Genomic DNA, 25729 nt, shown 5'->3' on the forward strand with positions numbered 1-25729 from the left:
GGGCTTGTCAACCACGCTTCCCTCCTCCGCTACCATCAGGTCTGGACCTGAACGCTACCAGACAGCTAAGTCATTGATTTACAAGACTTTTTGCCGTTCCGTTGTAGCGGAAGTGGGGCGCATTATAGGCCTATGAATCAGCAGGTCAAGCTTTATTTCAGGCTACTCGCTTTTAACGACAATACGAGCAAATGCCTTCTTTCCCGCCTGGCAAATATGAGTATCGCCTATTTTAAAGACAAAGCTTCTATCTATTACTTCGCCATCAATCTTTACGCTACCCGCATTCAATAAGTCTCGGGCAGCAGCCGAGTTCTTTACCAGACCTGCTCGGTTTAGGACCGCAGCAATTGGCATATCCTCTGCGGCTAATAACTCCACTTCTGGTATTTCTTCTGGCAGCTCACCGTCCTTCATACGATTACCTGCAGAACGGTGAGCAGACGCAGCCGCTTCCTCTCCATGGAACCGGGCAACGATCTCCTCGGCCAACTTAATCTTTATATCGCGAGGATTGGCGCCCGCTTCTACATCTCGGCGAAACGCTTCGATCTCGCTCATCTCTCTAAAGCTTAGAAGCTCAAAGTAGCGCCACATAAGCGAGTCAGGCATAGAAACGATCTTGCTGTACATGACGCCAGGCGACTCTTGGATACCTATATAGTTACCAAGCGACTTTGACATCTTCTTAATGCCATCGAGCCCCTCGAGCAAGGGCATGGTCAGAATAGATTGCGCCTCCTGACCATACGCACGCTGCAACTCTCGCCCCATTAGCAAATTGAACTTCTGATCAGTTCCACCCAGCTCTACATCTGCCTTTAAAGCAACGGAGTCATATCCCTGAACCAATGGATAGAGAAATTCATGGATGGCTATTGGCTGATTCGTCTCGTACCGTTTACTGAAGTCATCACGCTCCAGCATACGGGCAACAGTGTACTGAGACGCCAGGCGTATAAAATCAGCTGGCGTAAGCTTCTCCATCCATGTGGAGTTAAAAGCTACTTCAGTTTTTGCCGGATCCAATATCTTGAATACCTGAGCCTTATAAGTCTCGGCATTTTCAAGAACCTGTTCACGAGTCAATGGCGGACGAGTAGCACTTTTACCTGAGGGGTCACCAATCATGCCGGTGAAGTCACCAATTAGAAAAATGACCTGATGACCAAGCTCTTGGAACTGGCGTAACTTATTGATCAGAACGGTATGACCTAAATGGAGGTCCGGCGCTGTCGGATCAAAGCCTGCTTTAATACGCAATGGAGCGCCTTTTTTGAGCTTCTCAATGAACTCAGACTCAACCAAAAGCTCATCAGCTCCACGCTTGATCAGCGTTAACTGTTCTTCTACCGATTTCATTAATCAATCCCGCTTAAATGAATGGCGCAACCATACAAGATCACCTGATAAAAACAAGATTTCCAGAAAACCCTACCTATCAGGCACATATTGAAAATTATTAAGGGTTGTTCGGAACTTTATTTGATTATATTTTAGGCAGTTATTCATGCTCAAAAGCACCGCCTCGCCATGACACAACCAACTTCAAAAAGCCCGCTGTATCCTAAAAGCCATATTTTGGCTGCTAGTGGAGTCGCTGCGCTTCTGAGTTTGGCCCTGCTGGTGTTTCCGTCTCGCGATGTCGAGGCAAAGAAAACGCTCGTTAATATGGATATTCAGAATAGCGCCGAGCGCGTTATTCAAGAGAAGGATGATCTTCGACAGCTAAGCACTCTCTCAGAGCCTGAAACATCCGCGGCCGAAAGCCCATTTGCTAGCATCCCCGAGTCAACCGAAACAGCTCAAGAGCCCAATTCGATTGAACCTACCCCGTCTGAAAGCATCGCCTCAGCCGATCCTAAATGGAAGACTGAAACCGTCAAGAATGGCGATACGCTGTCCACCCTCTTTTCAGCTGCTGGTTTGTCAGCCAACGTTTTACAAGACGTTTTAAATAGCGACAAAGAAGCAAAGGCCCTTAGCAGAATTCATATTGGCCAAAAGCTTGAGTTCAAAGTATCTCCTACGGGAGATCTGCTCGGCTTTCGAAGCAAACCAAGTGCGCTTGAAACCGTTACGATTTCCAAAACCGAAAGCGGCTACGATTTCAAACGTGAAATAGCGCAACCTGATGTTGAAAAGGCCTATGCACGGGGCGTGATTGATAGCTCACTGTTTACAGCCGGAAGGCGAGCAGGTCTATCGCACGACATGATTATGGCGCTTGCCAACGTTTTTGCTTACGACATTGACTTCGCACTGGATATACGAGAGGGCGATGAGTTCGAGGTTATCTACGAAAAGAAAGTAGTCAACGGGAAACGTGTAGGCAATGGCAATATCCTGGCAGCCCGCTTTACTAATCGTGGCAAAACTTTTACTGCAGTTCGCTATACCAGCAAGCAAGGCAGCACCAACTACTATACCGCTGACGGTAGCAGCATGCGTCGGGCGTTCATCCGCACCCCAGTAGAATTTACACGTATCAGCTCTCGCTTTTCCCTAGGCCGTTATCACCCTGTCTTGAGCAAGATTCGTGCGCATAAAGGGGTGGACTACGCTGCTCCAACTGGCACCCCTATTCATGCGACAGGGGATGGCAAGGTTATAGAGGCCGGTCGCAAAGGTGGTTATGGTAATGCTGTGGTTATTCAGCATGGACAGCGCTATAGCACTGTCTATGGCCATATGAGCAAGTTTGGTCAGGGCATCCGTGCTGGAGTACAGGTTAAACAAGGGCAAGTCATTGGATATGTAGGCATGACTGGGTTAGCAACAGGCCCACACTTGCACTATGAATTCCGCATCAACGGTACGCACGTCGACCCACTGGGCGTGAAGCTTCCAATGGCTGATCCTATCGCTAAGAATGAGGTGCAGCATTTCTTGACTCAGAGCCAGCCTTTAATGGCTCGCATGGACCAAGAAAAAGCCACTCTTCTGGCCATGAACAAGCGTTAACGAATATGGCGCTTTATATAGGGGTAATGTCTGGCACCAGCCTAGACGGGTTAGACATTGCCCTTATTGAACAAACTGCTAATACCTGCAAACTGATCGGCTCGCACTATATGCCGATGCCATCAAGCCTTCGGCGATCACTTCTTGAGCTATGTAGTGCTGGTGACAATGAGTTAGAGCGCGCAGCGCTGGCTGAACAAGATTGGGTTCGCTTGGCCGCTCAAGGCATTGGCCAACTCATTAAAGAAGCCCAACTCTCCAACCAGCACATCAGAGCGATTGGCAGTCATGGCCAGACGGTGCGGCATAGCCCTTCCGACGGATATACCATTCAAATTGGCAACCCTGCGCTTCTTGCGGAGCTTACCGGGATCGATGTGGTAGCCGATTTTCGGCGTCGTGACGTTGCTGCTGGCGGACAAGGTGCTCCCTTAGTTCCCGCCTTTCATTCTGCTATTTTTGCACATCAGCAAAAAGAGCGAGCCATCCTCAATATCGGCGGCTTTACCAATATCACATTACTATCACCTGGACGCCCTATAGAAGGTTTCGACTGCGGACCTGGCAATGTGCTGATGGATACATGGATAAACGAGCACAAGGGCGAACCTTACGACCGACTTGGGGCCTGGGCTGCCAGTGGCTCAATTTCATCGTCTCTTCTTGGTGCTTTTTTATCCGATCCCTTTTTTGCCAAGCAGGGCCCCAAAAGCACCGGACGGGAATTATTTAACCTAAGCTGGCTGAAACAAAAACTTTTGCCGTTTCCTGAGCTACCAGAGGCCGATGTTCAAGCAACCCTGGTAGAGCTCACCGCTCTTTCCGTCAGCGATGCTCTGAAATTGGCTCAACCAAAATGCACTGAAGTGTTTATCTGTGGCGGCGGGGCTCATAACGAGTTTCTGTTAAAACGCCTTTCTGCGCACCTGCCTGACACATACGTTACGACTACAGAGACTCTGGGCGTTTCGCCGGATTGGGTCGAAGCGATGGCATTTGCATGGCTCGCACACTGTTTTATCGAACGTATACCGGGTAATTGCCCAGACGTAACAGCGGCTAAAGGCGTTAGAGTCTTAGGCGCTCTATACCCTGCCTAAAACGAAAGCGCCGCGCATAAGCGCGGCGTCTCGGTATAGGTACAATTCACTTAGATTGAGAAAGACTGCCCGCAGCCACACGTAGTCGCAGCATTCGGATTCTTTATTACAAAACGCGAACCTTCCAGCCCTTCCTGATAGTCAACCTCAGCTCCAGCCAAATACTGAAAGCTCATTGGATCAACGACTAGGCTTACACCGTCTCGCTCTACTATGGTGTCGTCTTCAGCCGTATCTTCATCAAAGGTAAAGCCATACTGGAAGCCAGAGCACCCTCCCCCCGTCACAAATACGCGCAGCTTAAGACGAGGATTACCTTCCTCATCAATCAAGGTTTTTACCTTATTGGCTGCACCGGGGGAGAACAGTAAGGGCGTCGGAATGAAGGTTTCGATGGTCATGCTTGAATCTCCCGGCTCTCGCCGATACCAACTGCAATATGCAACATTATCCGCTTAACCCAGAAAATTGGTCAACTATTGTACGACCAGCCGATAATTAAAACTTAAAACGCTTATAAGGTGACGCCTTCACCACAGGCATCTACTATCTCTGGTTTTATATTGCCGGAGATACCTGATGCTCTATCTATGGATCAAAGCGTTACACATCATAGCTTTAGTTTGCTGGTTTGCCGGCCTGTTCTACTTACCACGCCTATTTGTTTATCACGCTCAAAGTGAAGACAGCATTAGCCATGAGCGCTTCGTCCTGATGGAGCGAAAGCTCTATCGAGGAATTATGCTTCCTTCAATGCTGGCCACACTTATCTTTGGGATCATACTACTGGTTTTGAACCCGGGCTGGCTTAGCCAAGGCTGGATGCATACCAAGCTTGCACTTGTCTTTTTATTGGTTGGCTATCACCACATGTGTGGCGCCATGCTGAAGCGCTTTGCGCGAGGTGAAAACAAGCGCAGTCATGTATTCTACCGCTGGTTCAATGAGGCTCCTGTCCTAATCCTGATTGCAATCATTATCTTGGTTGTTATCAAACCTTACTGATTTCATTGACGTAGCGCGTTTCACTAATGCGCTACGCCTTTTTCTAGTCGTGCGACAAGGAAGCTCGCCATGTCTGATATCCGCTACAAGATTACTTTTGATGGGCAGTTGCTCCCCGATGTGCATCGAGATGATGTGCTAGAAAATCTTGCGAGACTCTTCAAAAGCGATACCCAGAAAATAGCCCAACTATTTCGAGGCCCGGTCACGCTAAAGAGGAACCTTTCCGAGACTGAAGCTGATCGCTATCTTGCAGCCCTGCGACAAGCAGGTGCACAGGCCAGAAAAGAACAAGATATAGCCTCAATGCTTACACTGGTCGATGATGAGCAGGTTCTAGATTCAAAGGATACATTACCGATGACTTGCCCAAAATGTGGGCATGAGCAAAGCAAGCGCGATGAATGCGAGCAATGCGGCGTCATTGTTGAAAAATATATAGCACGCCAAGGTGAGCAGACTTCAGCGCCATCCATATCTATCCCTGCCTCGCTCACGACTACATCGCCCTATGCTCCGCCTCAGGCGGATCTTCATGGCGCCGATGAGCATCAATATAGCGAGTTGAAGGTTTTCAGCCTTAAAGGCAGGATCGGGCGCCTACGTTTCTTGGCTTGGTCACTTGTAGCTTCTGCTGCTTTTTTGGCTGCCTTTTTTGCGCTACTTACAACTGTAAGCATTGTGAGCCTAATAGTCTCTCACCCCTCATTTCTTACAGGCCTTGGATTTAGCACCTTACTAGGTTTCACCATTCTATTCGTTAACCTGAGCATAGGGGTTCAACGTTTACATGATTTAGGTTGGTCAGGCTGGCTTTGGCTATTAAGTCTAATTCCGCTAGTAGGAGGATTGCTTACGCTTCTACTGATGATCCTACCAGGGCCACGCGAGGCTAATCGCTATGGTCCGCCGCCTCCACCCAATAGCATGGCGGTCAAACTCCTGGCCGGCGTTTGGCTATTTATTGTGATTGCTATGGTTCTTGCCGCTATTGTACGCCCTAGCTAAGGGCACCCTGTCACGCAGGAGTGGTCAAACTCCATGCCGTACTTCTGAGGGAGCATCATGCCTCGCTATGCATTAATTACTGGCGCCTCCAGTGGAATAGGCCTTGCGCTTGCCGAGGCACTGGCACGCCGCGGTCATGCCTTGATTCTCCTTGCCCGAAAGCGGGATGCGCTTGAGAGCATTGCCAGCGAGCTGACTCAACGGTTTGGCGTAGACGTTCTTTACCGCGTCTGCGATTTGTCAGAACCTTTGCATATAACAGGACTTTTACACGAGCTTGAACAAAGCGAAAAGATAATAGACTTGCTCGTTAACTGCGCGGGCATGGGTACCAGTGGTCCTTTTCTCTCTACAGACTGGTCGCGTGAGCAACACCTCATTGAATTGAATGTGTTAGCCCTGACACGCCTTTGCCACGCTCTAGGTGAGCACATGGCGCAGCAGGGAGGCGGTCAAATCCTCAATGTTGCGTCGATAGCAGCATTCCAGCCGATTCCACTTATGAGCAGTTATGCGGCCAGCAAGGCTTATGTTTTGCATTTCTCCGAAGGATTGCGTGAAGAGTTGAAAAGCCGAGGTGTTTTCGTATCGGTATTGTGCCCAGGCCCAACACGTACTGGTTTTTTCCGTAAAGCCGGAATGCAGACTGCCTCAATGGAAAAAGGCAAAGCCATGATGAGCGCTGAGGAAGTGGCATTGATCGCCATGCGTGGTCTCGCCAAACGCAAGGCGATTATTCATTGTGGATGGCGAAATCGCCTGATCACACTGATACCTCGATTTCTGCCGCGTCTACTTATAAGAAAAGTCACGGCCAGAATAGGTCGCACGCTGGCATCGCATTGACTTAAGTCTGTGCGTGAAGTGTATCCCTCGTTACACTTTGATCTTCAAATACACAGGAGACATCCATGGACTGCCTGTTTTGTAAAATCGTGGCCGGAGAGATTCCAGCTCGCACACTTTATGAAGACGATCAAGTCATCGCCTTTCACGACATATCTCCTCAGGCTCCTGTTCACTTCCTGGTGATACCTAAGAAGCATATTGCCACGCTTCATGACTTGAGCGAGGCGGATGACAAGGCGCTAGCTGGACATATTCTATTCACCGCACAACGCCTGGCTCAGGAGCAAGGCTGTGATGATGGCTTTCGTGTTGTCATGAACTGTAATGCAATGGGTGGTCAGACGGTCTACCACATTCACATGCATGTACTTGGTCAGCGGCAAATGACATGGCCTCCGGGTTAAGTATTTCTTTGTCCCTTTCCACGATTTAACCCTGGAGACTGGAATGGCTAACGACCGCCACTATTCCTTCACAGATCACCTGTTTATGCAGGTTGATACAGCGCTGAAAACACTCTTGCCTTTCAATGGCCATCCTAATAGGACCTCCCCCGCACTTGCTCACGCTGAAGCAGAGCTGGATGAGTCCAGCGCTCGGCATGTCGCCGGGCTCATGCGCATCAACCACACCGGTGAAGTATGTGCACAGGCGCTTTATCAGGGCCAAGCCTTGACGGCCAAGCTGCCAGAGATCAGAAGCGCCATGGAAGAAGCCGCTGATGAGGAAATTGATCACCTCGCCTGGTGTGAGCAGCGGATCAAGGAGCTGGGCAGCCATACCAGCGTACTTAACCCACTGTTTTATGGTCTGTCCTTTGGCATAGGCGCTACTGCAGGACTAATCAGTGACCGTCTTAGCCTTGGCTTTGTCGCCGCAACGGAAGAGCAGGTTTGTAAACACCTTGATGAGCATTTGATGCAGCTTCCGGCAGAAGATAAGCGCTCCAGAGCCATCCTTGAGCAGATGCGCATCGATGAAGAAGAACATGCCGATCATGCTTTGGACGCAGGTGGATTACGTTTCGCTACGCCTATCAAGCTTGGCATGACAATGCTTTCAAAGGTCATGACCCAAAGTACGTATCGCATTTAAGGCAACAAAAAAGGGCGCTCAAGGCGCCCTTTTAATTCCAGCCTGCCACTTACCGAGGCAAGTTGCGGCCAGAAAATATCTCTCGCATTTCATGCTTGAGACGCTGTGTTACCTGCTCGCGCTGTTGAGACGAAAGATTCTGAGTAGCATCACCAAACAGGTAATTTTCAAGTTCGAACTCTTTCAACAACATCTTTGTATGGAACAGGTTGTCCTGATAGACGTTTACATCGGTCATCTGATAGACCGAGCGCGTATCCTCAGAAAGGTAATTCTGGATCGAGTTGATTTCATGGTCGATGAAGTGCTTTCGCCCTTCCACATCACGAGTAAACCCACGAACACGATAATCGACCGTCACGATGTCCGAATCGAACTGATGAATCAGATAATTCAGCGCTTTTAGTGGTGAAATGACACCACAGGTAGACACGTCAATATCGACACGGAACGTGGCAATTCCATCAACCGGATGAATTTCTGGATAGGTATGAACCGTAATATGGCTCTTATCCAGATGTCCCAAGATGGTTTCACGCAGTGGACCGGGCGATTCCTCGATCTGGCTTTCGGTAGGCTCAACAGGCTGTTCCGAAATGAGGATGGTCACGCTGGCGCCTTGGGGATCATAGTCCTGGCGAGCGATATTCAGAATGTTTGCACCAATGATATCCACGACATCTGTCAGGATCTGAGTTAGACGCTCGGCATCGTACTCTTCATCGATGTATTGCACGTAGGCTTGCTGATCTTCTGACGTCTCTGCATAACAGATGTCATAGATATTGAAGCTCAAGGTCTTCGTCAGGTTATTGAAACCATGGAGCCTGAGTTTACTTTTCACCGTAGGGAACTCCCATAGGTACGGTCTCTGACCGCGGTCGTGAATGCCCGTCATCTGCATAAGGCACAGGTGCGTAGGGCCGTTTCATACCTCTTCGCATTGGCGATTGTGGCTGCGCTTGTCGGGCCATGCCCTAAGAAGGGGCGCATTATGCAGAGCCTGAGAGCTCTCCGCCAGAGGTTGCGCCCTAAAGACGATGAATTGATGACAGTTGGAGTTTAATTAAGCTCTATGATTTCGTATCCGTGTGTAATTTCAACACCGGCGCGCTCTAGCATGATGGAGGCAGAGCAATACTTCTCGGCAGAAAGTTCTATGGCGCGCTTGACCTGGGCTTCTTTCAGGTCACGTCCTTTAACCACAAAACGGATATGAATCTTAGTAAACACCTTAGGTTCGGATTCGGCTCTTTCAGCTTCAAGAAAAGCTTCACAGCTCTCCACAGACTGACGAGACTTCTTTAAAATACTCATCACGTCGAAACTGGTGCAGCCGCCCAGGCCGATCAAAAGAGCTTCCATGGGGCGGACGCCTAAATTACGGCCACCATGATCCGGTGGACCATCCATGACAATCACATGGCCGCTGCCCGACTCGCCTAAGAACATGGCCTCACCGGCCCATTGAATGCGTGCTTTCACCATGAGACTCCACAGTAAATAAAAAAATAGAGTATCACAGCTCCATAAATGTGATGGAATGCCATCAAACTGCCAGTAAAGTGTTAGTCACGTCGCACACTTCAAAAGTCGTGATCTGAAGAATAAAAATTCATTTAAATTTAGTGGCAAACTTGCCGATATGTTCAAATCCCTGTAGACAAAGGCTTGTCTCAACTTCAGGAACCAGCATGGCCGCTATTATTCCTCCTGCAAAACTTCAACATCTCGATAAACTACTCGCACATTGCTCGCGTCGCCGCTATACCGCCAAGACGACGATCATTTATGCGGGTGACAACAGTGAAAGCCTGTTCTTCATCCTTAAGGGGTCGGTAACGATTCTAATTGAGGACGATGAAGGTCGCGAAATGATCATCGCCTACTTAAATGCAGGTGATTTCTTCGGCGAGATGGGGCTATTTGCCAAGGAAGGAAACGAACCCGAGCGTAGCGCCTGGGTTCGTGCACGCACGGAATGCGAGGTTGCCGAGATCAGCTACAGCCAGTTCAGAGAACTGAGCCAACAGGATCCCGACATGCTCTTCTCGCTAGGCCGCCAGATGGCCGAGCGCCTGCGTCAGACTACGCGTAAGGTAGGTGATCTTGCCTTCCTGGACGTGACAGGTCGTGTCGCTCGTACGCTGCTTGATCTATGCAAGCAACCCGATGCCATGACGCATCCGGATGGCATGCAGATCAAGATTACACGCCAAGAGATTGGCCGCATCGTTGGGTGCTCACGTGAGATGGTCGGTCGCGTACTCAAGTCCTTGGAAGAACAAGGTCTTGTACATGTGAAAGGCAAGACCATGGTGGTGTTTGGCACTCGCTAAACACGCGCAACCTCAATAAAAAGGCCGGCTCACGCCGGCTTTTTTATTATTCAACCTACATCAGGTGAGGAGAGCCCTGCTCTTCGCTCGGGGAAGAACAGCCGGTGCAACTCATGCCCAGGATCTTCTGCGCGCATGAACGCTTCACCGACTAAAAATGCGTGCACGTCGCTGATTTGCATCAGCTCAACGTCAGCCCTGTTCAGGATACCGCTCTCGGTTACAACCAAGCGCTCTCGTGGAATAGAGGGCAACAAATCCAGTGTTGTCTCTAAGCTAACCTCGAACGTATGAAGGTTGCGATTATTGATGCCGATCAGTGGTGTATCGAGCGTTTTCAAAGCGCGCTCTAGCTCATCCGCATCATGTACTTCAACGAGTACATCGAGGCCGACTGACTTCGCGACAGAGGCCAACTCTGCCATTAACGTATCATCCAGAGCAGAGACGATAAGAAGGATACAGTCAGCGCCAATCGTACGGGCCTCAATGACCTGATACGGATCAATCATGAAGTCTTTACGAATGATGGGCAGGGAGCAGGCCGCACGAACATCTTTAAGGTAAGTGTCACTGCCTTGAAAAAAATCTATATCTGTCAGGACCGAAAGACAGGTGGCGCCCCCCGCCTCGTAGCTTCGCGCAATGTCTGCTGGCAGGAACTCCTCACGCAGAATCCCCTTACTGGGCGAAGCTTTCTTGATCTCTGCGATTACCGCTGGCTCTTTGCGTGCTACACGGTCCAGCAAGGCCTGAGCAAATCCTCGTGGAAGTGTCGAGGTCTGTGCCAGGGCCTCTAGATCAGCCAATGGGAGCGCCGACTTACGCTGTGCTACTTCCTCAACTTTACGGGCCAGGATCTTCTGCAGAACAGTAGGTACGCTCACACTTGATTCTCCACTTTGTATACCGCCGTAAAGCTGGCCAACTCATCCATTTTTTCTCGTGCAAGACCGCTATACAGAGCGTCATGCGCCAAGCTGACTCCCTCCTGCAGGCTGGATGCCAGATCAGCTGCATAAAGCGCGGCACCTGCATTAAGTACAATCATGTCAGCTGCCTTTTGCCCAGCGTCGGTTTTACGACGGCCCAAGGCGTCCCGAATCAAAGCCAATGAAGCCTCGGGACTTTCAACCGTTAGCCCAATGAGGCTTTGACTCTTGATACCGACATCCTCAGGAAGGACTTCATACTCATGAATGTGTCCATCCTTAAGCTCAGCAATACGCGTAGGCGCTGCCAGACTGAACTCATCAAGCCCATCCCTGGAATGGACAACCAGGACATGCTTGCTACCCAACCGCTGCAGTACTTCAGCGAGGGGGCGGCACAGCGCAGGCGTAAATACACCCACCACTTGATGTAGAACACCAGCAGGACTGGTTAATGGACCCAGCATATTGAATAGCGTACGTAATCCCAGGGATTTACGAGGACCTGCGGCATAGCGCATTGCGCTATGGTGTGATTGGGCGAACATAAACCCTATGCCTACCTCGTTGACGCAACGAGCGATTTGCTCAGGTGTCAGGTTGAGATAGATACCTGCTGCCTCGAGCAAGTCGGCACTTCCACTCTTGCCTGAAACGGCTCGGTTGCCATGCTTGGCTACCTTCCCCCCGGCGGCCGCTACGACAAAAACCGAGGCTGAAGAGACGTTGAAGATGTTGGCTCCATCACCACCTGTGCCTACGATGTCTACGACATGATCAAGACTTGGCAACTCAACCTTGGTTGCCAGCTCTCGCATGACGCTCACGGCACCGCAGATTTCATCAATGGTCTCGCTTTTGATGCGCATGCCCATAAGAAACGCACCAATCTGGGCATCATCACATTGCCCAGTCATGATTTGGCGCATCACGTCCTGCATTTCATTCGTAGTCAGATCAAGCTGACTGACAATCTTGCCAAGCGCTTCCTTGATATCCATGAGACTAGCGAACCCCTCCGGTCTGCTTGAGGAAGTTGGCCAATAAGTCATGACCGTATTCAGTAAGAATCGACTCAGGATGAAACTGCACACCCTCTAGCATGTAATCACGATGGCGGAGTCCCATGATCTCATCCATGGTGCCGTCCGCATGCTGAGTCCAGGCAGTAATTTCCAGGCAGTCCGGCAAGGTTTCTCGCTTAACCACAAGCGAGTGATACCGTGTGACGGTAAAGGGATTAGGTAGACCGGCAAATACACCTTCGCCCTTGTGATAAACCAGGCTCGTCTTGCCGTGCATGGGCTCACGTGCCCTGACTACCTCGCCTCCAAATGCCTGCCCTAAGCTCTGGTGCCCCAGACACACACCCAAGGTAGGCACCTTGCCCGCAAAGTGTTTCAGCAATTCGAGCGAGACACCTGCCTCATTGGGCGTACAAGGGCCAGGCGAGACGACAATACGCTCCGGCGCCAACATGTCGATCTCGTTTACAGTCGTTTCGTCATTGCGTACAACTTTGACATCTGCCCCTAACTCGCCCAGATATTGCACCAGGTTGTAAGTGAAGGAGTCGTAATTATCCAGCATCAGTAACATGGTGGTGCTCCCTCAAATATGCGAAGTAGTGGAGGTTTGTTCGGCCAGAGCAACAGCACGAAACATCGCACGCCGCTTGTTAATGGTCTCCTCCCACTCCGCTGCCGGCTGAGAGTCGGCAACAATGCCGCCGCCAGCCTGAACATGCAGTTCACCGTTCTTGATAACAGCTGTGCGAATTGCAATAGCGGTGTCCATGTTGCCATTCCAGGCCAGATACCCTACCGCGCCCCCGTAGACACCTCGCTTAACAGGCTCCAGCTCGTCAATGATCTCCATGGCACGGATCTTTGGCGCACCGGACAATGTACCCGCAGGCAGGATGGCTCGCAGTGCATCCATTGCATTCAGTCCGTCTTTGAGCTGGCCAGTCACGTTGGACACAATGTGCATAACATTGGAGTAGCGCTCAATGACCATTTTTTCAGTCAGCTTGACTGATCCAGTCGACGATACTCGACCCACGTCATTACGACCCAGATCGATCAGCATCAGATGCTCGGCAATCTCCTTCTCATCACTGAGCAGGTCTTTTTCGAGTTCAAGGTCCTGCTCTTCAGATGCACCGCGAGGACGTGTTCCTGCAATCGGGCGAACCGTTACCAACCCTTCCTCTACGCGAACAAGGACCTCTGGTGAGCTTCCCACAACGTGGAAATCACCAAAATTGAAGAAGTACATATAAGGCGTTGGGTTAAAGCAGCGTAGCGCCCGATACAAGTCTATAGGTGCAGCCTTGAAATCAATCGACATCCGCTGGGAAGGCACGACCTGCATGCAGTCACCTGCCAGGATATAGTCCTTAATCTTAAGCACCGCCTGCTCGTAATCCTCCCGTGTAAAGCTCGCTCGGAAATTAGGCTCTTGCGCCAGCTGCGCAGTGAAGTCGAGCCCCCGGCGCGGAGTGATTGGCTGACGCAGGCGCTCCAGCAACTCATCCAAGCGCGCCATGCCCTTCTCATAAGCATCAGCTTCAGCCGGATCAACCAGCACGATGGCATGCATCTTGGTGGATAAGTTATCGAACACTACAACGGCATCCGAGACCATTAGTAGAATATCTGGATTGCCTAACGGATCAGGATTTGGACATTCGCCCAGGCGTCTCTCCACATAACGGACACAGTCGTAACCGAAGTACCCTACCAGCCCACCATTGAAGCGTGGCAGGTTAGGCAGCGTGGGCACGCGATAGCGTTGTTGGAAAGCTTCGACAAAGGCTAGCGGGTCCTCGACCTCAGCAGTCTCAATGACCTCATCACCTTCACGAATCGTAGCCTGATGGCCATAGACCCGCAGTACCGTGCGGCTGGGTAGTCCAATAATAGAATATCGGCCCCATTTTTCTCCGCCTTGAACAGACTCGAGCAAGTACGTATTGGTGGTATCGGCCAGCTTGAGATAAAGCGACAACGGGGTGTCAAAGTCGGCCAGGGTTTCAAAGGTCAGGGGAATACGGTTATAGCCAGCAGCGGCCAAACGCAGGAATTCTTCGCGGGTCATGATCAGCCTCGTGGAGCATAAAAGTCAGGTGCAAAACGCGCCGGGCATGCCGGCCAGGAATGAGTCAGGCGCGCCAGCGCCAACGCGCCAGGGCCTTGATGACCTTCATCCACAATTTGCAGGTGACCACCACGATTCGATCTCTTCGGCGGATAGATGGGAATACAGCCACACTAGCTCAGGCAATCCGTCGAATCAACCTATTTGCCATAGCAAGTGTGGCGATTTATCGCTATTCCAGTAAATGCCTGAGGTCGTCCAGCAGTAAATCAGGCGACTCGCTGGCAATAGGCTGACCATGATTATAGCCATACGTCATTGCGACACAGCGTACTCCGGCAGCCCGTGCTGCTCGAATATCGTTACTTGAGTCGCCAATGAATAAGGCGTCGACGGGCCTAACATCGGCCCTGTCCATAACATGAAGAAGACCGGCTGGATCAGGCTTCTGCTGAGGTAACGTATCCCCACCTACGATCCAGGAGAAAAATCCTCCAAGCTTCACATCCTCCAGAAGCGGCTCGACAAAACGCTCCGGCTTGTTGGTAATGATCGCCATCGGGATTCCCATGGACTTGAGCACAGCAAGCGCTTCATGGACACCGGGATAGACTACTGTGAGCTCATGACCACCGCCATAAAGGGACATAAAAAGGCTCAGCGCCTCATCCGTCTCAGCCTCTGTAATATGGCCATGCTCCATCTGATCTGCCAGTGCACGACGAACCAACACACGAGCACCATTACCGATCCATAGCCTAGCCTTATCCAGCCCTGCCGGTGGCCTACCCAGCTGCTCAAGCATGGCATCAACAGCAGCGGCCAGATCCGGAGCCGAATCCAGAAGCGTGCCGTCCAGATCAAACATGATCAGCCGGGGCTGGCGGCCATTGAATAATGCTTCCAGCGCATTTTGACTCATACCGCGCGGGCCTTGGCTAACTCATTACGCATGACCTTGATGACCTCCGCATAATCGGGCGCACCAAAGATGGCAGAACCTGCAACAAACGTATCAGCGCCCGCACGGGCGATTTCACCGATGTTGGAAACGTTTACGCCACCATCGATTTCCAATCGGATTGGCAGGCCAGAAGCGTCAATCAACGCTCGCGCCTCACGCAACTTATCCAATGTTTTCGGAATGAACTTTTGACCGCCAAAGCCTGGATTCACACTCATCAGCAGAACCATATCGATCTTGTCCATCACGTATTTCAGGCAATCCAGAGACGTTGCCGGGTTAAAAACCAACCCTGCCTTGCAACCGCCTGCCTTGATGAGCTGAAGTGATCGATCGACGTGCTCAGACGCTTCCGGGTGAAAGGTGATGAACGAGGCGCCTGCTTCGATAAAATCACCAATGATACGATCCACTGGCTTGACCATCAGATGCACATCGATAGGCGCCGTTACGCCGTATTTGCGCAACGCTGAACAGACCATGGGGCCAATTGTAAGATTTGGCACATAGTGGTTATCCATTACATCGAAGTGGACGATATCGGCGCCCGCTGCGAGCACCTTGTCTATATCTTCACCCAGACGGGCAAAGTCGGCGGAGAGGATAGACGGGGCAATAGCATAAGGTTGCATGGAAAAGCCTCAAGGCAGGTCAGCGGAAAGCAGCATTGTACCCAAAGCAATGGCTGGGTATTGACGGATTAGAGGGCTAACGACCTCCATTTCTCCCCACCTTCTCTGCCAAACAAAACCATCTTGCAGGGCACGCTTAATCCTAATGGCGGTCAGTGCAATGAGATGCCTTTTATTGGCTCGCTGCGGTAGATACTCCCCATGACAGCACGCCTAAAGGTGATTAATCTTCCGCCTATCCTGGACAAGACGAAGTGCAATCCATGTTTAGCCAACCCGGTGTATTCAACAAGGCCCTGCTACTGATCGCTCTTGGTACGATCAATAGCGTTTACGCAGAAGAGACCGCCTCCCCGCCTACCCCTGCGGCCGAAAGAGCAGCTCCAATAGGTCGCAGTCAGGATACTGCACAGGCTTTGGAGCGTACGCTACCCAAAAGCGAGCAACAGGCACTGACTGCAGGCAGTGAGCAATTTCTGGCACTGTGGAAACCCGCTAATGCTGCTCAAGCGCAGGGGACAATAGTCTTAATACCTGGCGATGGTGAATCTGCTGACTGGCCTAATACCATTGGTCCGCTAAGGAAGAAGTTGCCGGATGAGGGTTGGCAGACACTGAGCCTGACCCTGCCCGACCCGCAAGGCCTTACACCACAGCCTCGCGGAGCCAATGGATCAACATCTGCCGATGCCGATGCGTCTACTGCTGAAGGTACCTCTGCTCCACCTGTAGAAGGTGTTACAGGCGTAGCACCAACACCTGAAACACAGGCTGAAATAGGCAGCGGCGAACCTGCTCAGGCAGGCAAGGCACCTTCGGACGCTAAGGCGTTACAGGACGCTTACGCGGAAAATGTCATGGCTAGGCTAGCTGCGGGGATCGACTTTGCCCTACAACGAGACTCAAGACAGATAATTCTACTCGGCCATGGTACTGGGGCTTACTGGGCGGCCCGTTATCTGGCCGAACGAGAGCCAAGCGAGTTGCATCACCTGATCATTATTGATGGCAAAGCTCCTGCTGGCTCTGGCTCGAACCTGGACGCCATTGTTCCCAAGCTTAAAGTTGCGACGGGTGATTTTTATTACAACCAATCTTCCATCGCTCAGGCTTCGGCTCAGCAACGTCGGCAGGCCGCTAAGCGGGAACAGGCCAGCGACTATACTCAAATTGCGCTGAAAACTATTCCTGGCGCTCCCTCGGATGAGCAGGAGCAGCTCTATAGGCGTGTACGGGGTTGGCTCAGCAATCACATAACAGCAGCCATCGAAGACGCGCAATAAGCACGCTAGCGAAAGCCATGGCGCTCCTTGATAATCCGATAGGCTGCATGTAAGGCAGCGGTCTTCTCCGCTGCCTCCTGAACCACATATTTATTGGCACCGGAACCTTGCACTTTATCAGGATGGTGCCTGCTTAGCAGGCGTCGATACGCCTGTTTAATCGTTTTGCTATCACTGCTTTCAGTTACACCCAACAGTGTTAACGCCTCTTTATAGCCATCGTTTGTTCGAGGTCTTTTTGACGAGCGCATCGGCTGCAACTCATCAACTTGAGCCTGAGAAAGCCCAGCCCACTGCCCCCACTGCCGAATCAGATCCCGCTCGCCAGGACGAACACTCCCATTTACCCATACCATGCGCCAACAGGCGCGAATAATCATCTCTGCCTGAGTTTCTGCAGCAGCTAGACGTAAGCGAGCCGAGCGAACTCCTGTCTTACCTTGATTGAATGCCGCAATTGCACGACGACGGCCATCAGCATTGAGGCTCAGCCGTTGGATTTCACCCTCAGCCTGGCGAATATGTGCAGTCGAGACCTGCCCTCCTGCCTTTGCCAAATGACCAAGCAGCTCAAACAAAAGTTGATGCTCAAAACCAACTTGCCCAAGGCGTAAGCGCAGTGCAGACCAAGACGTCAGTCCTAGCTTGCGTTCAGCCGCATGCCCTAGCATTGCGCCCAACAACGCCCCAGAGAGGTCAGCAGCTGCCCAACCGGTAAGCGCCCCGGACAGCGTTAAAGGCCATGGCCAAAACACTAAGTGCTCGCCTCAATCAATTGCTCGGCTTCCGCTAATCGCTCATGAGTTCCTACATCGACCCACTGCCCAGCATATCGCGTTCCACTGACGCGCCCTTCTGCAATAGCAGCGTGTAACAAAGGAGCAAGCTTGAAAGTCCCTGCTTTACAGCCGTCGAACAGAGCGGGATGCAGTATTGCAATGCCGCTATAGGTAAGCCTGTCGCAAGCCTCGCCTGCTTCAACCACGCGTCCGTCACTCAAAAAGAAATCCCCTCCAGGGTGGTGAAGAGGGTTATCGACCAGAATCAGATGAGCTAAATCACCGGTGGTCAGCTGGAGTGACCGATAGTCGTAATCCGTCCAGATATCGCCATTGGCTATCAGGAAAGGCTCTTCACCCAACAATGGAAGCGCTTTGAAGATACCGCCACCAGTCTCAAGCGGCTCCTCTTCTGGCGAATAAACAATATTGACGCCAAACCGTGAGCCGTCCTGCAAATGATCTTCAATTTGCTGCCCTAACCAGGCGTGGTTGATTACCAGGTCATTAAAGCCTGCCGCTGCCAGTGCTCGAATCTGGTACTCGATCAACGGCACGCTACAGGCTTTAACCAGCGGCTTTGGTGTGTGCAGGGTAAGCGGACGAAGCCGCTCACCTCGTCCAGCAGCAAGAATCATAGCCCTCATACCGTAGATGCCTCTGTGAGTTCAGAGAGCAATGCCTTTAACGGAGCAAGCTCAGGACGTCGAGCGATTACCGCCTCGATATAAGCGAAGAACCGCGGTACGTCAGCCAGGTATTTCGGCTTACCGTCCCGATGGCAAATACGCGCAAAGATCCCAATGACCTTGAGGTGTCGTTGCACACCCATTAAATCACTGGCTCGGTAAAAATCTTCGAAACTGTCGCCAACCGGCAGGTCCTGCTGTCGGGCGCGAGCCCAGTAAGTTTCGAGCCACCCCCTGACACGCTCTTCCGGCCAACTCAGAAAGGCATCTTTAAACAAGCATGTAACGTCGTAAGTAATGGGGCCATGTATAGCATCCTGAAAATCCAGGACACCCGGATTCGGCGCGCTGACCATCAGGTTTCGGGGCATATAATCGCGATGCACCATGACACGCGGCTGCGCCAGCGCACTTTCAATCAGAAGACGGCATACAGCTTCCCATGACGCCTGCTGTGCTGCATCAAAGCGATGACCGAGCACATAGCGAACATACCAGTCAGGAAAGAGCTGTAGCTCACGCGCCAACAGAGCATGATTATATTCAGGCAGACGACCTTTCGTCGGAAGAGCCTGATACGTTAACAGCGACTGCAAGGCATCATTGAAATAGGCATCGGCATTGTCTGGAGTAAGAACATCGAGGTACGTTTGCCGGCCTAGATCACCTAGCAGTAAAAAACCCTGAGCCACGTCCTGAGCCAGGATTTCCGGCACATGCACCCCCGCCTCGGCCAGTAGCGATGCTACATACACAAATGGTTGGCAATCCTCCTGAGGTGGCGGTGCATCCATGACAATCAGGGTACGGCCTTCACATTCCCAGCGAAAATAACGACGAAAACTCGCATCGCTACTAGCAGAGGTCAATTCACCATTTCCAGGCGTTCCCCAGCCTTTTTTCGTGAACAATTCAGGCAGACACGCGTCCAGCCACTGACAGAGTTGGGTAAAGCGAACATCTTCAGACATTTATAACGGTATCCCTCGGCCCTAGCCGTTGCGCAGGTCATGCTTTATTATCCGATATCTTTTTGAGCCCATCGAGAGGCCTGCGGTCCGTTTCCGGGCCGATGGCGCGCAGGATAACTTTAAGGATGGCCGTGAAATCCCCCGCGTTTCGCAGAAAGTTTCCCTTGCTGGTTACTGGCAGTCTGTTGGCTTTTCAGCCGCTGACCTCCCTTATTGCTGCTCCGGCAGCCCAGCAGTTCAACTGCGCTCCTTCCGCTACGGGCGGCTGGGCGTGTAATAATACCGAGGCCACGAGTAATGTGCCGCGCCCAGCTCATATAGAGTCGGCGGTCAGCACAGGCGATGGCCAGCAGACAACGGCTTCTCGCGAGCCGGAGAAGAGGCTGGTCACCCAGAGCGAAGGCCGTGGCCTGGCTTCTCGAAGCGCAGACTATAGTCATCTGGACTGGGTGCCACGCGAAAAACTGACCCCTGCGCAGCTGGCTGAAACAGGGCCATATTGTTCGGGCGCCTATGTTGAGCCGCAACGCCCCGGCATGAATGACAAAACGCCGATGAATGAGTCGCCGACGTATGTCACTGCCAAGGTCTCTCGCTACCTGGAAGAAACCCAAACCGCCACGCTCGCAGGCGATGTAGTCCTGCGGCAAGGTCATATGCAGGTTGAGGCCAATGAAGCTAATCTGCATCGAACCGAAAACCGGGGTGAGCTGAACGGTAACGTCAAGTTCCGTGACAATGGCATGCTGGTGATAGGCGATAACGCCCAGGTACAGCTCGACAATGGCGCCGTTCAGGTGGATAACGCCGAATACGTTGTGCACCAGAGTCGCATCCGCGGCAGTGCGCTATACGTCAAGCGTGGCGAAGACGCCATCATCCGATTGAAAGACGGCACCTATACAACATGTGAGCCGGGCAGTAACGCTTGGACAGTCAAGGGTAATAACGTCACGCTGAATCCGGCCACCGGTTTGGGATATGCTACCAACGCTACCCTGCGCGTCAAAGACTTCCCGGTTCTCTATACACCGTTCATCTATTTCCCGATCGACAATCGTCGCCAGTCAGGCCTCCTACCGCCGACCATTGCCTCGTCGAGCGATAACGGCCTGACCGTTGTAACCCCGTATTACTTCAACCTGGCGCCTAACTACGACGCGACTCTGTACCCACGCTACATGACCAAGCGCGGCCTGATGATGGAAGGCGAATTCCGTTATCTGACGCGTAATAGCGAAGGCCAGATCAACGCAGCTTACCTGAACGATCAGAAAAACGATCATGAAGGCATGCCAGAAGCAACAGATAGGCGCTGGCTGTACGGTTGGAAAAACCGCACAGGCCTGGACTCTCGCTGGCTGGCCGAGGTCGATTACACCAAGATCAGCGATCCGTATTACTTCCAGGATCTGGATACTGACCTTGGCATCAGCAAGCCGACCTACGTTAACCAACAGGGTCAGCTGACTTACCGTGGTGATACCTATACGGCGCGCTTGAACGCTCAGGCTTACCAGATGGCTACGGTTTCTGATGTGACGCCGTACAACCGCCTACCACAACTCACATTAGATGGGCGCCTACCCTACAACCCAGGCGGTCTGCAGTTCACCTATGGTACTGAGTTTGTTCGATTTGAGCGCAGCCTGGACAATGACATTTACTTTGATGTCGACGAAAGAGGAGATAGAATTTTAGGCTCTGAACGCCAGCGTGCTGATGTGCGACTGTTTGGCCTTTCCCGCGCCGAAGGTGATCGTATACACGCTGAGCCTGGCATTTCCCTGCCGATGAATGCCAGCTGGGGCTACCTAACGCCTTCTGTTCGGTATGCGTACACTCGTTACGATCTGGATCTAGACAGCCAAGGTAAAAGTGATCTGAACGCTCCTGGCTCAGACGCTCGCCGACAGTTCTCCGGCTCCAGCCTGCAAAGCTTCAACGATAGCCCAAGCCGTTCTGTGCCTATCGTAAGTATCGACAGCGGCCTCTACTTCGATCGCAACTCTAACCTGTTCGGCGAAGGTGGTAAGCAGACCCTGGAGCCTCGCGCCAAGTACTTGTATGTCCCATACAAGGATCAGGATGACATTCCGGTATTCGATACCAGTGAATACACCTTCAGCTATGACTCCCTGTGGCGCGATAACCGCTTCACAGGCAGAGACCGGATTGGCGATGCCAATCAGCTGGCCCTGGGTGCAACCTCCCGCTTCATCGAGCCGAGCGGCTTCGAGCGAGCCAATGTTAGCTTTGGTCAGCTGTTCTACTTCCGTGACCGTCGCGTACAATTGCCAGGTTTGACGGAAGATGATATCGCCTATGCTCGCAGTCTTGGTCAGAAGGTCGATAATCCCCAGGCTGACTCCTGGCGCTCGCCCTATGCATTAGCGGGTATGTATCGCTTCAATCGCGACTGGCGCGTGAATGGTGAGTTCAATTGGGATCCGACTATCAACCATACGGACTCTGGCAGCGTAATGTTCCATTACCAGCCGGAAAAAGATCCTCGGAAAATTGTCAACGCAGGCTATCGCTACCGTAATAATACCCGGGTCTACGACCCTAATTTGGGCCGCTTTGCTTACAGCAGCGATGATTACAAAATCAATCAGCATGACTTTTCTGTCATCTGGCCGATCGTTCCGCAGTGGTCCGCCATTGCCCGCTGGCAATTCGACTACAACAAGAGCCGTACACTCGAGGCCTTTGGCGGCTTCGAATATGACAGCTGCTGCTGGAAGCTGCGTCTGATCAACCGCTACTGGGTCGATACGGATGATGACGTTTTCTATAACTCGCAGACTTCCAAGTCTGACCGCGGCGTCTTCCTGCAGATCGTCCTGAAGGGGCTCGGCAACGTCTTTGGTGGCAAGACCGAAGGCTTCCTGGATAAAGGCATTCAAGGCTATCGTGAACGTGAAGACCAAGCTATGTAACGCCATGCGCCCACTCGCTTTAGGTGTGGCGCTGACTATCAGCTCAATGGCCCATGCTGCCGTGGTACCGCTGGATCGAGTGGTTGCCATCGTAGACAACGATGTGGTGATGGAGAGCCAGCTCAAGCAACGCCTGACAGAGGTGAAGCAGAATATTGCCAAGCGGGGCGGCGAAGTGCCGCCTGACAGCGCAGTGGAAAACCAGGTACTGGAACGGCTGATTCTGGAAGATATCCAGCTTCAGATTGCCGAGCGCAGCGGTATTCGGATTTCGGACGACGAGCTCAACCAGGCGGTTGCTACAATTGCACAGCGTAACGGCCTGAGCGTGGCTCAGTTTCGCCAGGCCTTGGCTCAAGATGGCCTGACCTATGATGACGTTCGCGATCAGGTACGTCGTGAGTTGACCATCAGCCGAGTACGGCAGCGTCAGGTAGCCCAGCGTATTCAGATTAGCCAGCAAGAAGTTCAGAACTTCCTGAACTCCGATCTGGGCCGCATTCAGCTGTCTGAAGAATATCGTCTGGCCAATATTCTGATTCCCGTGGCTGACAGCGCCTCCTCCAGTGAAATCCAGGCAGCTGGCCAAAAAGCCATGCAAATTTATAACAAGGCTCGTCAGGGTGCTGATTTTGGCGAGCTCGCCATAGCTAACTCAGCCGGTGATAACGCCTTGGATGGCGGTGAGATAGGTTGGCGAAAAGCTGCCCAGCTTCCACCTCCCTTCGATCAGATGATCAGCTCGATGAAACCGGGCGATGTTACCGAGCCCGCACGGGTTCCAGGCGGCATTATCATTCTAAAGGTTGAGGAAAAGCGTGGCGGAGAGAGTTCGGTTGTCGACGAGGTTCATGTACGTCATATCCTGCTCAAGCCAAGCGAAATCCGCAGTGACGAGGAAACTCGTCGTTTGGCAGAGCGGTTGCGCGAGCGCATTGAGGGCGGCGAAGACTTTGGTGGGCTAGCCAAGAGCTTTTCCGAAGATCCGGGTTCAGCACTTAACGGTGGCGACTTGAACTGGATCAATCCGGAATCGCTGGTGCCGGAATTTCATGAGGTTATGAATAGCACGCCTGCAGGCCAGCTTTCTCAACCCTTCCGCACCCAATATGGCTGGCACATCCTGGAAGTACTAGGCCGCCGCGCTACAGACAACAGCGAGCAAGTACGTCAGCAGCAAGCCCTCAACCTTCTACGTAACCGCAAGTACGATCAAGAGCTGCAGCTGTGGCTGCGCCAGATCCGCGATGAGGCTTACGTGGAAATCAAGAAGTGACGGAGCCAAAGCGCTTTGCTTTGACACCCGGTGAGCCTGCAGGCATTGGTCCAGACCTCTGCCTGCTGCTTGCCCAGCACGCTCAGCCCTACCCGCTTATTGCTGTTGCCAATGTATCCTTACTGGCAGAGCGCGCCCTGCAACTGGGCCTTTCGGTTTCTCTTATTAGTGTCACACCCTCGGATTGGCCTACGGAGCCAGCCGAGTCCGGTGCGCTTTATGTATGGGATACACCTTTAGGTGCGCCTGTGGTGGCAGGTCAGCTAAATCCAGCCAACGGTCACTATGTACTAGAAACACTGACTCGAGCGGCTCAAGGCTGCATAGATGGGCATTTTGCCGGCATGATTACTGCACCCGTACATAAGGGCGTGATCAATGATGCAGGCGTTGCGTTTTCCGGCCATACCGAATTTCTTGCCGACCTGAGCCATACGCCTCAAGTCGTCATGATGCTGGCGACAAGGGGCTTGCGAGTAGCTCTTGTCACCACACATTTACCTCTACGCGAAGTGGCAGACGCCATCACTGCCGAACGTGTCCAGCGCATAGCACGAATACTTCAGGCCGACCTGCAAAAGAAGTTTGGTATTCCAATGCCACGAATTCTTGTATGCGGCCTTAACCCACACGCGGGCGAAGGTGGACACCTGGGCAGGGAAGAAATCGATATCATTGAGCCTGCCCTTCAGCAACTGCGTGAGGAGGGCCTCAATCTAATAGGGCCCTTGCCAGCTGATACACTATTTACACCCAAATACCTTGATCACTGCGACGCCGTGCTCGCCATGTATCACGACCAGGGCCTGCCTGTGCTCAAGCACAAGGGCTTTGGTGCCGCGGTCAATATTACCTTGGGCCTGCCGATTATTCGCACCTCGGTTGACCATGGTACTGCCCTTGATCTGGCCGGAACGGGCCGCATCGATACCGGTAGCCTGAGCGTTGCCCTGGAGACGGCCTATCAAATGGCCGAAACACATATCAATGAATGAGCTTTATCAACACAAGGCGCGCAAGCGTTTTGGACAAAACTTTCTTCACGATGCGGGTGTTATCCACCGCATCCTGCGTGCCATCAACGGGAAGGCCGGAGAGCGCCTGCTGGAAATCGGCCCGGGCCAAGGTGCCCTGACAGAAGGACTGCTCTCCAGTGGAGCAACATTGGATGTTGTAGAGCTGGATCAGGACCTTATTCCACTTCTCAAGCTCAAGTTTGGCTTGAATCCTCAGTTCACCCTGCATCAGGGTGATGCGCTCAAGTTCAATTTTGCCGAATTGGCCAATGGGGATAAGCTACGAGTTGTTGGGAACCTGCCCTATAACATTTCTACACCGCTGATCTTTCATCTCCTAGAGCATGCAGACGTTATCTCTGACATGCACTTCATGCTGCAGAAAGAAGTGGTCGAGCGACTGGCAGCAGAGCCGGGCGGTGGTGACTGGGGCCGCTTATCGATCATGGTTCAATACCACTGCCGCGTTGAGCACCTGTTCAACGTAGGTCCGGGCGCGTTTAACCCCCCTCCAAAAGTGGACTCAGCCATTGTGCGCCTCGTGCCTCATACAGAGCGTCCTTACACAGCCAAGAACCCAAAGCTGCTTGAGCGTGTCGTACGTGAGGCATTCAACCAGCGGCGCAAAACCTTGCGTAACACGCTTAAGAGCCTCATGAGTAGTGATGCGATCGAGGCTGTCGGTGTTGAACCAGGCTTACGTCCAGAGCAGCTTGATATCGCCGCCTTTGTCCGCTTGGCCAATGCCTTGGCAGATCAGCCACAGAGCAACTAAGGTCATCT

Annotated in this window: 25 protein-coding genes and 1 pseudogene; 13 read left to right on the top strand and 13 right to left on the bottom strand. The window is 52.2% G+C overall.

What is annotated here, in order from left to right:
* Positions 1-162: 162 nt before the first annotated feature.
* The gene (gene tyrS / locus IEX86_RS16745; RefSeq protein ID WP_188867293.1) at positions 163-1362 is read right to left on the bottom strand and encodes a tyrosine--tRNA ligase; all 1200 of its coding nucleotides are present in this window, start codon (positions 1360-1362) and stop codon (positions 163-165) included.
* A gap of 171 nt (positions 1363-1533) precedes the next feature.
* Here tyrS and IEX86_RS16750 point away from each other — a divergent pair, with 171 nt between their 5' ends.
* Positions 1534-2964, top strand: coding sequence for a peptidoglycan DD-metalloendopeptidase family protein (locus IEX86_RS16750; RefSeq protein ID WP_188867294.1), 1431 nt, complete (start codon positions 1534-1536; stop codon positions 2962-2964).
* A gap of 5 nt (positions 2965-2969) precedes the next feature.
* A complete protein-coding gene (locus tag IEX86_RS16755) occupies positions 2970-4064 on the top strand; it encodes an anhydro-N-acetylmuramic acid kinase (RefSeq protein WP_188867295.1) in 1095 nt (364 codons plus the stop codon).
* A gap of 50 nt (positions 4065-4114) precedes the next feature.
* On the opposite strand, the gene erpA is transcribed toward IEX86_RS16755, so the two are convergent.
* Positions 4115-4465 carry an iron-sulfur cluster insertion protein ErpA gene (gene erpA / locus IEX86_RS16760; RefSeq protein WP_188867296.1) on the bottom strand — a complete coding sequence of 117 codons (351 nt, stop codon included), beginning with the start codon at positions 4463-4465 and terminating at the stop codon, positions 4115-4117.
* A gap of 178 nt (positions 4466-4643) precedes the next feature.
* Between erpA and hemJ the strand changes: the two genes are divergently transcribed.
* The 5 genes from hemJ to coq7 all read left to right on the top strand — a co-directional run bounded on the left by hemJ (position 4644) and on the right by coq7 (position 8021).
* Positions 4644-5069, top strand: coding sequence for a protoporphyrinogen oxidase HemJ (gene hemJ, locus IEX86_RS16765; protein ID WP_188867297.1), 426 nt, complete (start codon positions 4644-4646; stop codon positions 5067-5069).
* A gap of 69 nt (positions 5070-5138) precedes the next feature.
* Positions 5139-6077 (top strand): DUF805 domain-containing protein, encoded by a 939-nt coding sequence (locus tag IEX86_RS16770; protein ID WP_188867298.1) that lies wholly within the window; start codon positions 5139-5141, stop codon positions 6075-6077.
* A 57-nt stretch (positions 6078-6134) separates the two neighbouring features.
* Entirely contained in the window at positions 6135-6923 is a 789-nt protein-coding gene (locus tag IEX86_RS16775) for an SDR family NAD(P)-dependent oxidoreductase (RefSeq protein WP_188867299.1), read from the top strand.
* Between the two features lie 65 nt (positions 6924-6988).
* Positions 6989-7330 (top strand): histidine triad nucleotide-binding protein, encoded by a 342-nt coding sequence (locus IEX86_RS16780; protein WP_188867300.1) that lies wholly within the window; start codon positions 6989-6991, stop codon positions 7328-7330.
* Positions 7331-7373: 43 nt separating this feature from the next.
* A complete protein-coding gene (coq7, locus tag IEX86_RS16785) occupies positions 7374-8021 on the top strand; it encodes a 2-polyprenyl-3-methyl-6-methoxy-1,4-benzoquinone monooxygenase (RefSeq protein WP_188867301.1) in 648 nt (215 codons plus the stop codon).
* A gap of 49 nt (positions 8022-8070) precedes the next feature.
* Here coq7 and speD read toward each other — a convergent pair whose 3' ends face one another.
* Positions 8071-8865, bottom strand: coding sequence for an adenosylmethionine decarboxylase (gene speD, locus IEX86_RS16790; protein WP_188867302.1), 795 nt, complete (start codon positions 8863-8865; stop codon positions 8071-8073).
* A gap of 218 nt (positions 8866-9083) precedes the next feature.
* Positions 9084-9506, bottom strand: coding sequence for an OsmC family protein (locus IEX86_RS16795; protein ID WP_188867543.1), 423 nt, complete (start codon positions 9504-9506; stop codon positions 9084-9086).
* Between the two features lie 209 nt (positions 9507-9715).
* Between IEX86_RS16795 and crp the strand changes: the two genes are divergently transcribed.
* Complete coding sequence (gene crp, locus IEX86_RS16800) at positions 9716-10360, top strand: cAMP-activated global transcriptional regulator CRP (protein ID WP_188867303.1); 645 nt, start codon at positions 9716-9718, stop codon at positions 10358-10360.
* A gap of 50 nt (positions 10361-10410) precedes the next feature.
* Here the strand turns inward: crp and trpC are convergent, their stop codons facing one another.
* The 6 genes and pseudogenes from trpC to rpe all read right to left on the bottom strand — a co-directional run bounded on the left by trpC (position 10411) and on the right by rpe (position 15990).
* Complete coding sequence (trpC, locus tag IEX86_RS16805; protein WP_188867304.1) at positions 10411-11247, bottom strand: indole-3-glycerol phosphate synthase TrpC; 837 nt, start codon at positions 11245-11247, stop codon at positions 10411-10413.
* On the bottom strand, positions 11244-12293 hold the full coding sequence (gene trpD, locus IEX86_RS16810; RefSeq protein WP_188867305.1) for an anthranilate phosphoribosyltransferase: 1050 nt from the start codon (positions 12291-12293) through the stop codon (positions 11244-11246). The genes trpC and trpD overlap by 4 nt, the downstream gene beginning before the upstream one ends.
* Before the next feature lie 4 nt (positions 12294-12297).
* A complete protein-coding gene (locus IEX86_RS16815; protein ID WP_188867306.1) occupies positions 12298-12891 on the bottom strand; it encodes an anthranilate synthase component II in 594 nt (197 codons plus the stop codon).
* Positions 12892-12903: 12 nt separating this feature from the next.
* Positions 12904-14394: an anthranilate synthase component I gene (trpE, locus tag IEX86_RS16820; RefSeq protein ID WP_188867307.1), complete on the bottom strand. Its 1491-nt coding sequence runs from the start codon at positions 14392-14394 to the stop codon at positions 12904-12906.
* Positions 14395-14458: 64 nt separating this feature from the next.
* Positions 14459-15316 (bottom strand): annotated as a pseudogene (locus tag IEX86_RS16825) (phosphoglycolate phosphatase).
* Complete coding sequence (gene rpe / locus IEX86_RS16830; RefSeq protein ID WP_188867309.1) at positions 15313-15990, bottom strand: ribulose-phosphate 3-epimerase; 678 nt, start codon at positions 15988-15990, stop codon at positions 15313-15315. The pseudogene IEX86_RS16825 and the gene rpe overlap by 4 nt, the downstream one beginning before the upstream one ends.
* 263 nt (positions 15991-16253) lie before the next feature.
* Between rpe and IEX86_RS16835 the strand changes: the two genes are divergently transcribed.
* Positions 16254-17273 (top strand): alpha/beta hydrolase family protein, encoded by a 1020-nt coding sequence (locus IEX86_RS16835; protein WP_188867310.1) that lies wholly within the window; start codon positions 16254-16256, stop codon positions 17271-17273.
* 5 nt (positions 17274-17278) lie between these two features.
* Here the strand turns inward: IEX86_RS16835 and IEX86_RS16840 are convergent, their stop codons facing one another.
* The 3 genes from IEX86_RS16840 to IEX86_RS16850 are packed head-to-tail and all read right to left on the bottom strand — an operon-like array spanning position 17279 to position 19712.
* A complete protein-coding gene (locus tag IEX86_RS16840) occupies positions 17279-18028 on the bottom strand; it encodes a DnaJ domain-containing protein (RefSeq protein WP_188867311.1) in 750 nt (249 codons plus the stop codon).
* The gene (murU, locus tag IEX86_RS16845; protein WP_188867312.1) at positions 18028-18699 is read right to left on the bottom strand and encodes an N-acetylmuramate alpha-1-phosphate uridylyltransferase MurU; all 672 of its coding nucleotides are present in this window, start codon (positions 18697-18699) and stop codon (positions 18028-18030) included. Before murU ends, IEX86_RS16840 begins: the two co-directional genes overlap by 1 nt.
* Complete coding sequence (locus IEX86_RS16850; protein ID WP_188867313.1) at positions 18696-19712, bottom strand: aminoglycoside phosphotransferase family protein; 1017 nt, start codon at positions 19710-19712, stop codon at positions 18696-18698. Before IEX86_RS16850 ends, murU begins: the two co-directional genes overlap by 4 nt.
* A gap of 125 nt (positions 19713-19837) precedes the next feature.
* On the opposite strand from IEX86_RS16850, the gene IEX86_RS16855 reads away from it, so the two are divergent.
* The 4 genes from IEX86_RS16855 to rsmA are packed head-to-tail and all read left to right on the top strand — an operon-like array spanning position 19838 to position 25721.
* Positions 19838-22654 (top strand): LPS-assembly protein LptD, encoded by a 2817-nt coding sequence (locus IEX86_RS16855; RefSeq protein ID WP_188867314.1) that lies wholly within the window; start codon positions 19838-19840, stop codon positions 22652-22654.
* Complete coding sequence (locus IEX86_RS16860) at positions 22635-23930, top strand: peptidylprolyl isomerase (RefSeq protein WP_188867315.1); 1296 nt, start codon at positions 22635-22637, stop codon at positions 23928-23930. Before IEX86_RS16855 ends, IEX86_RS16860 begins: the two co-directional genes overlap by 20 nt.
* Complete coding sequence (pdxA, locus tag IEX86_RS16865) at positions 23927-24925, top strand: 4-hydroxythreonine-4-phosphate dehydrogenase PdxA (RefSeq protein WP_188867316.1); 999 nt, start codon at positions 23927-23929, stop codon at positions 24923-24925. The genes IEX86_RS16860 and pdxA overlap by 4 nt, the downstream gene beginning before the upstream one ends.
* Positions 24918-25721, top strand: coding sequence for a 16S rRNA (adenine(1518)-N(6)/adenine(1519)-N(6))-dimethyltransferase RsmA (gene rsmA, locus IEX86_RS16870; RefSeq protein WP_188867317.1), 804 nt, complete (start codon positions 24918-24920; stop codon positions 25719-25721). Before pdxA ends, rsmA begins: the two co-directional genes overlap by 8 nt.
* Positions 25722-25729 lie beyond the last annotated feature (8 nt).

Origin of the sequence: Pseudomonas asuensis (assembly GCF_014646755.1) — a bacterium.
Classification (GTDB): domain Bacteria; phylum Pseudomonadota; class Gammaproteobacteria; order Pseudomonadales; family Pseudomonadaceae; genus Chryseomonas; species Chryseomonas asuensis.

What these genes read in the sequence shown, in the direction of transcription:
- tyrS (WP_188867293.1), bottom strand. Translation starts at nt 1,362, where the DNA reads ATGAAATCGGTAGAAGAACAGTTAACGCTGATCAAGCGTGGAGCTGAT.
- IEX86_RS16750 (WP_188867294.1), top strand. Translation starts at nt 1,534, where the DNA reads ATGACACAACCAACTTCAAAAAGCCCGCTGTATCCTAAAAGCCATATT.
- IEX86_RS16755 (WP_188867295.1), top strand. Translation starts at nt 2,970, where the DNA reads ATGGCGCTTTATATAGGGGTAATGTCTGGCACCAGCCTAGACGGGTTA.
- erpA (WP_188867296.1), bottom strand. Translation starts at nt 4,465, where the DNA reads ATGACCATCGAAACCTTCATTCCGACGCCCTTACTGTTCTCCCCCGGT.
- hemJ (WP_188867297.1), top strand. Translation starts at nt 4,644, where the DNA reads ATGCTCTATCTATGGATCAAAGCGTTACACATCATAGCTTTAGTTTGC.
- IEX86_RS16770 (WP_188867298.1), top strand. Translation starts at nt 5,139, where the DNA reads ATGTCTGATATCCGCTACAAGATTACTTTTGATGGGCAGTTGCTCCCC.
- IEX86_RS16775 (WP_188867299.1), top strand. Translation starts at nt 6,135, where the DNA reads ATGCCTCGCTATGCATTAATTACTGGCGCCTCCAGTGGAATAGGCCTT.
- IEX86_RS16780 (WP_188867300.1), top strand. Translation starts at nt 6,989, where the DNA reads ATGGACTGCCTGTTTTGTAAAATCGTGGCCGGAGAGATTCCAGCTCGC.
- coq7 (WP_188867301.1), top strand. Translation starts at nt 7,374, where the DNA reads ATGGCTAACGACCGCCACTATTCCTTCACAGATCACCTGTTTATGCAG.
- crp (WP_188867303.1), top strand. Translation starts at nt 9,716, where the DNA reads ATGGCCGCTATTATTCCTCCTGCAAAACTTCAACATCTCGATAAACTA.
- trpD (WP_188867305.1), bottom strand. Translation starts at nt 12,293, where the DNA reads ATGGATATCAAGGAAGCGCTTGGCAAGATTGTCAGTCAGCTTGATCTG.
- IEX86_RS16815 (WP_188867306.1), bottom strand. Translation starts at nt 12,891, where the DNA reads ATGTTACTGATGCTGGATAATTACGACTCCTTCACTTACAACCTGGTG.
- trpE (WP_188867307.1), bottom strand. Translation starts at nt 14,394, where the DNA reads ATGACCCGCGAAGAATTCCTGCGTTTGGCCGCTGCTGGCTATAACCGT.
- rpe (WP_188867309.1), bottom strand. Translation starts at nt 15,990, where the DNA reads ATGCAACCTTATGCTATTGCCCCGTCTATCCTCTCCGCCGACTTTGCC.
- IEX86_RS16835 (WP_188867310.1), top strand. Translation starts at nt 16,254, where the DNA reads ATGTTTAGCCAACCCGGTGTATTCAACAAGGCCCTGCTACTGATCGCT.
- murU (WP_188867312.1), bottom strand. Translation starts at nt 18,699, where the DNA reads ATGAGGGCTATGATTCTTGCTGCTGGACGAGGTGAGCGGCTTCGTCCG.
- IEX86_RS16850 (WP_188867313.1), bottom strand. Translation starts at nt 19,712, where the DNA reads ATGTCTGAAGATGTTCGCTTTACCCAACTCTGTCAGTGGCTGGACGCG.
- IEX86_RS16855 (WP_188867314.1), top strand. Translation starts at nt 19,838, where the DNA reads ATGGCCGTGAAATCCCCCGCGTTTCGCAGAAAGTTTCCCTTGCTGGTT.
- rsmA (WP_188867317.1), top strand. Translation starts at nt 24,918, where the DNA reads ATGAATGAGCTTTATCAACACAAGGCGCGCAAGCGTTTTGGACAAAAC.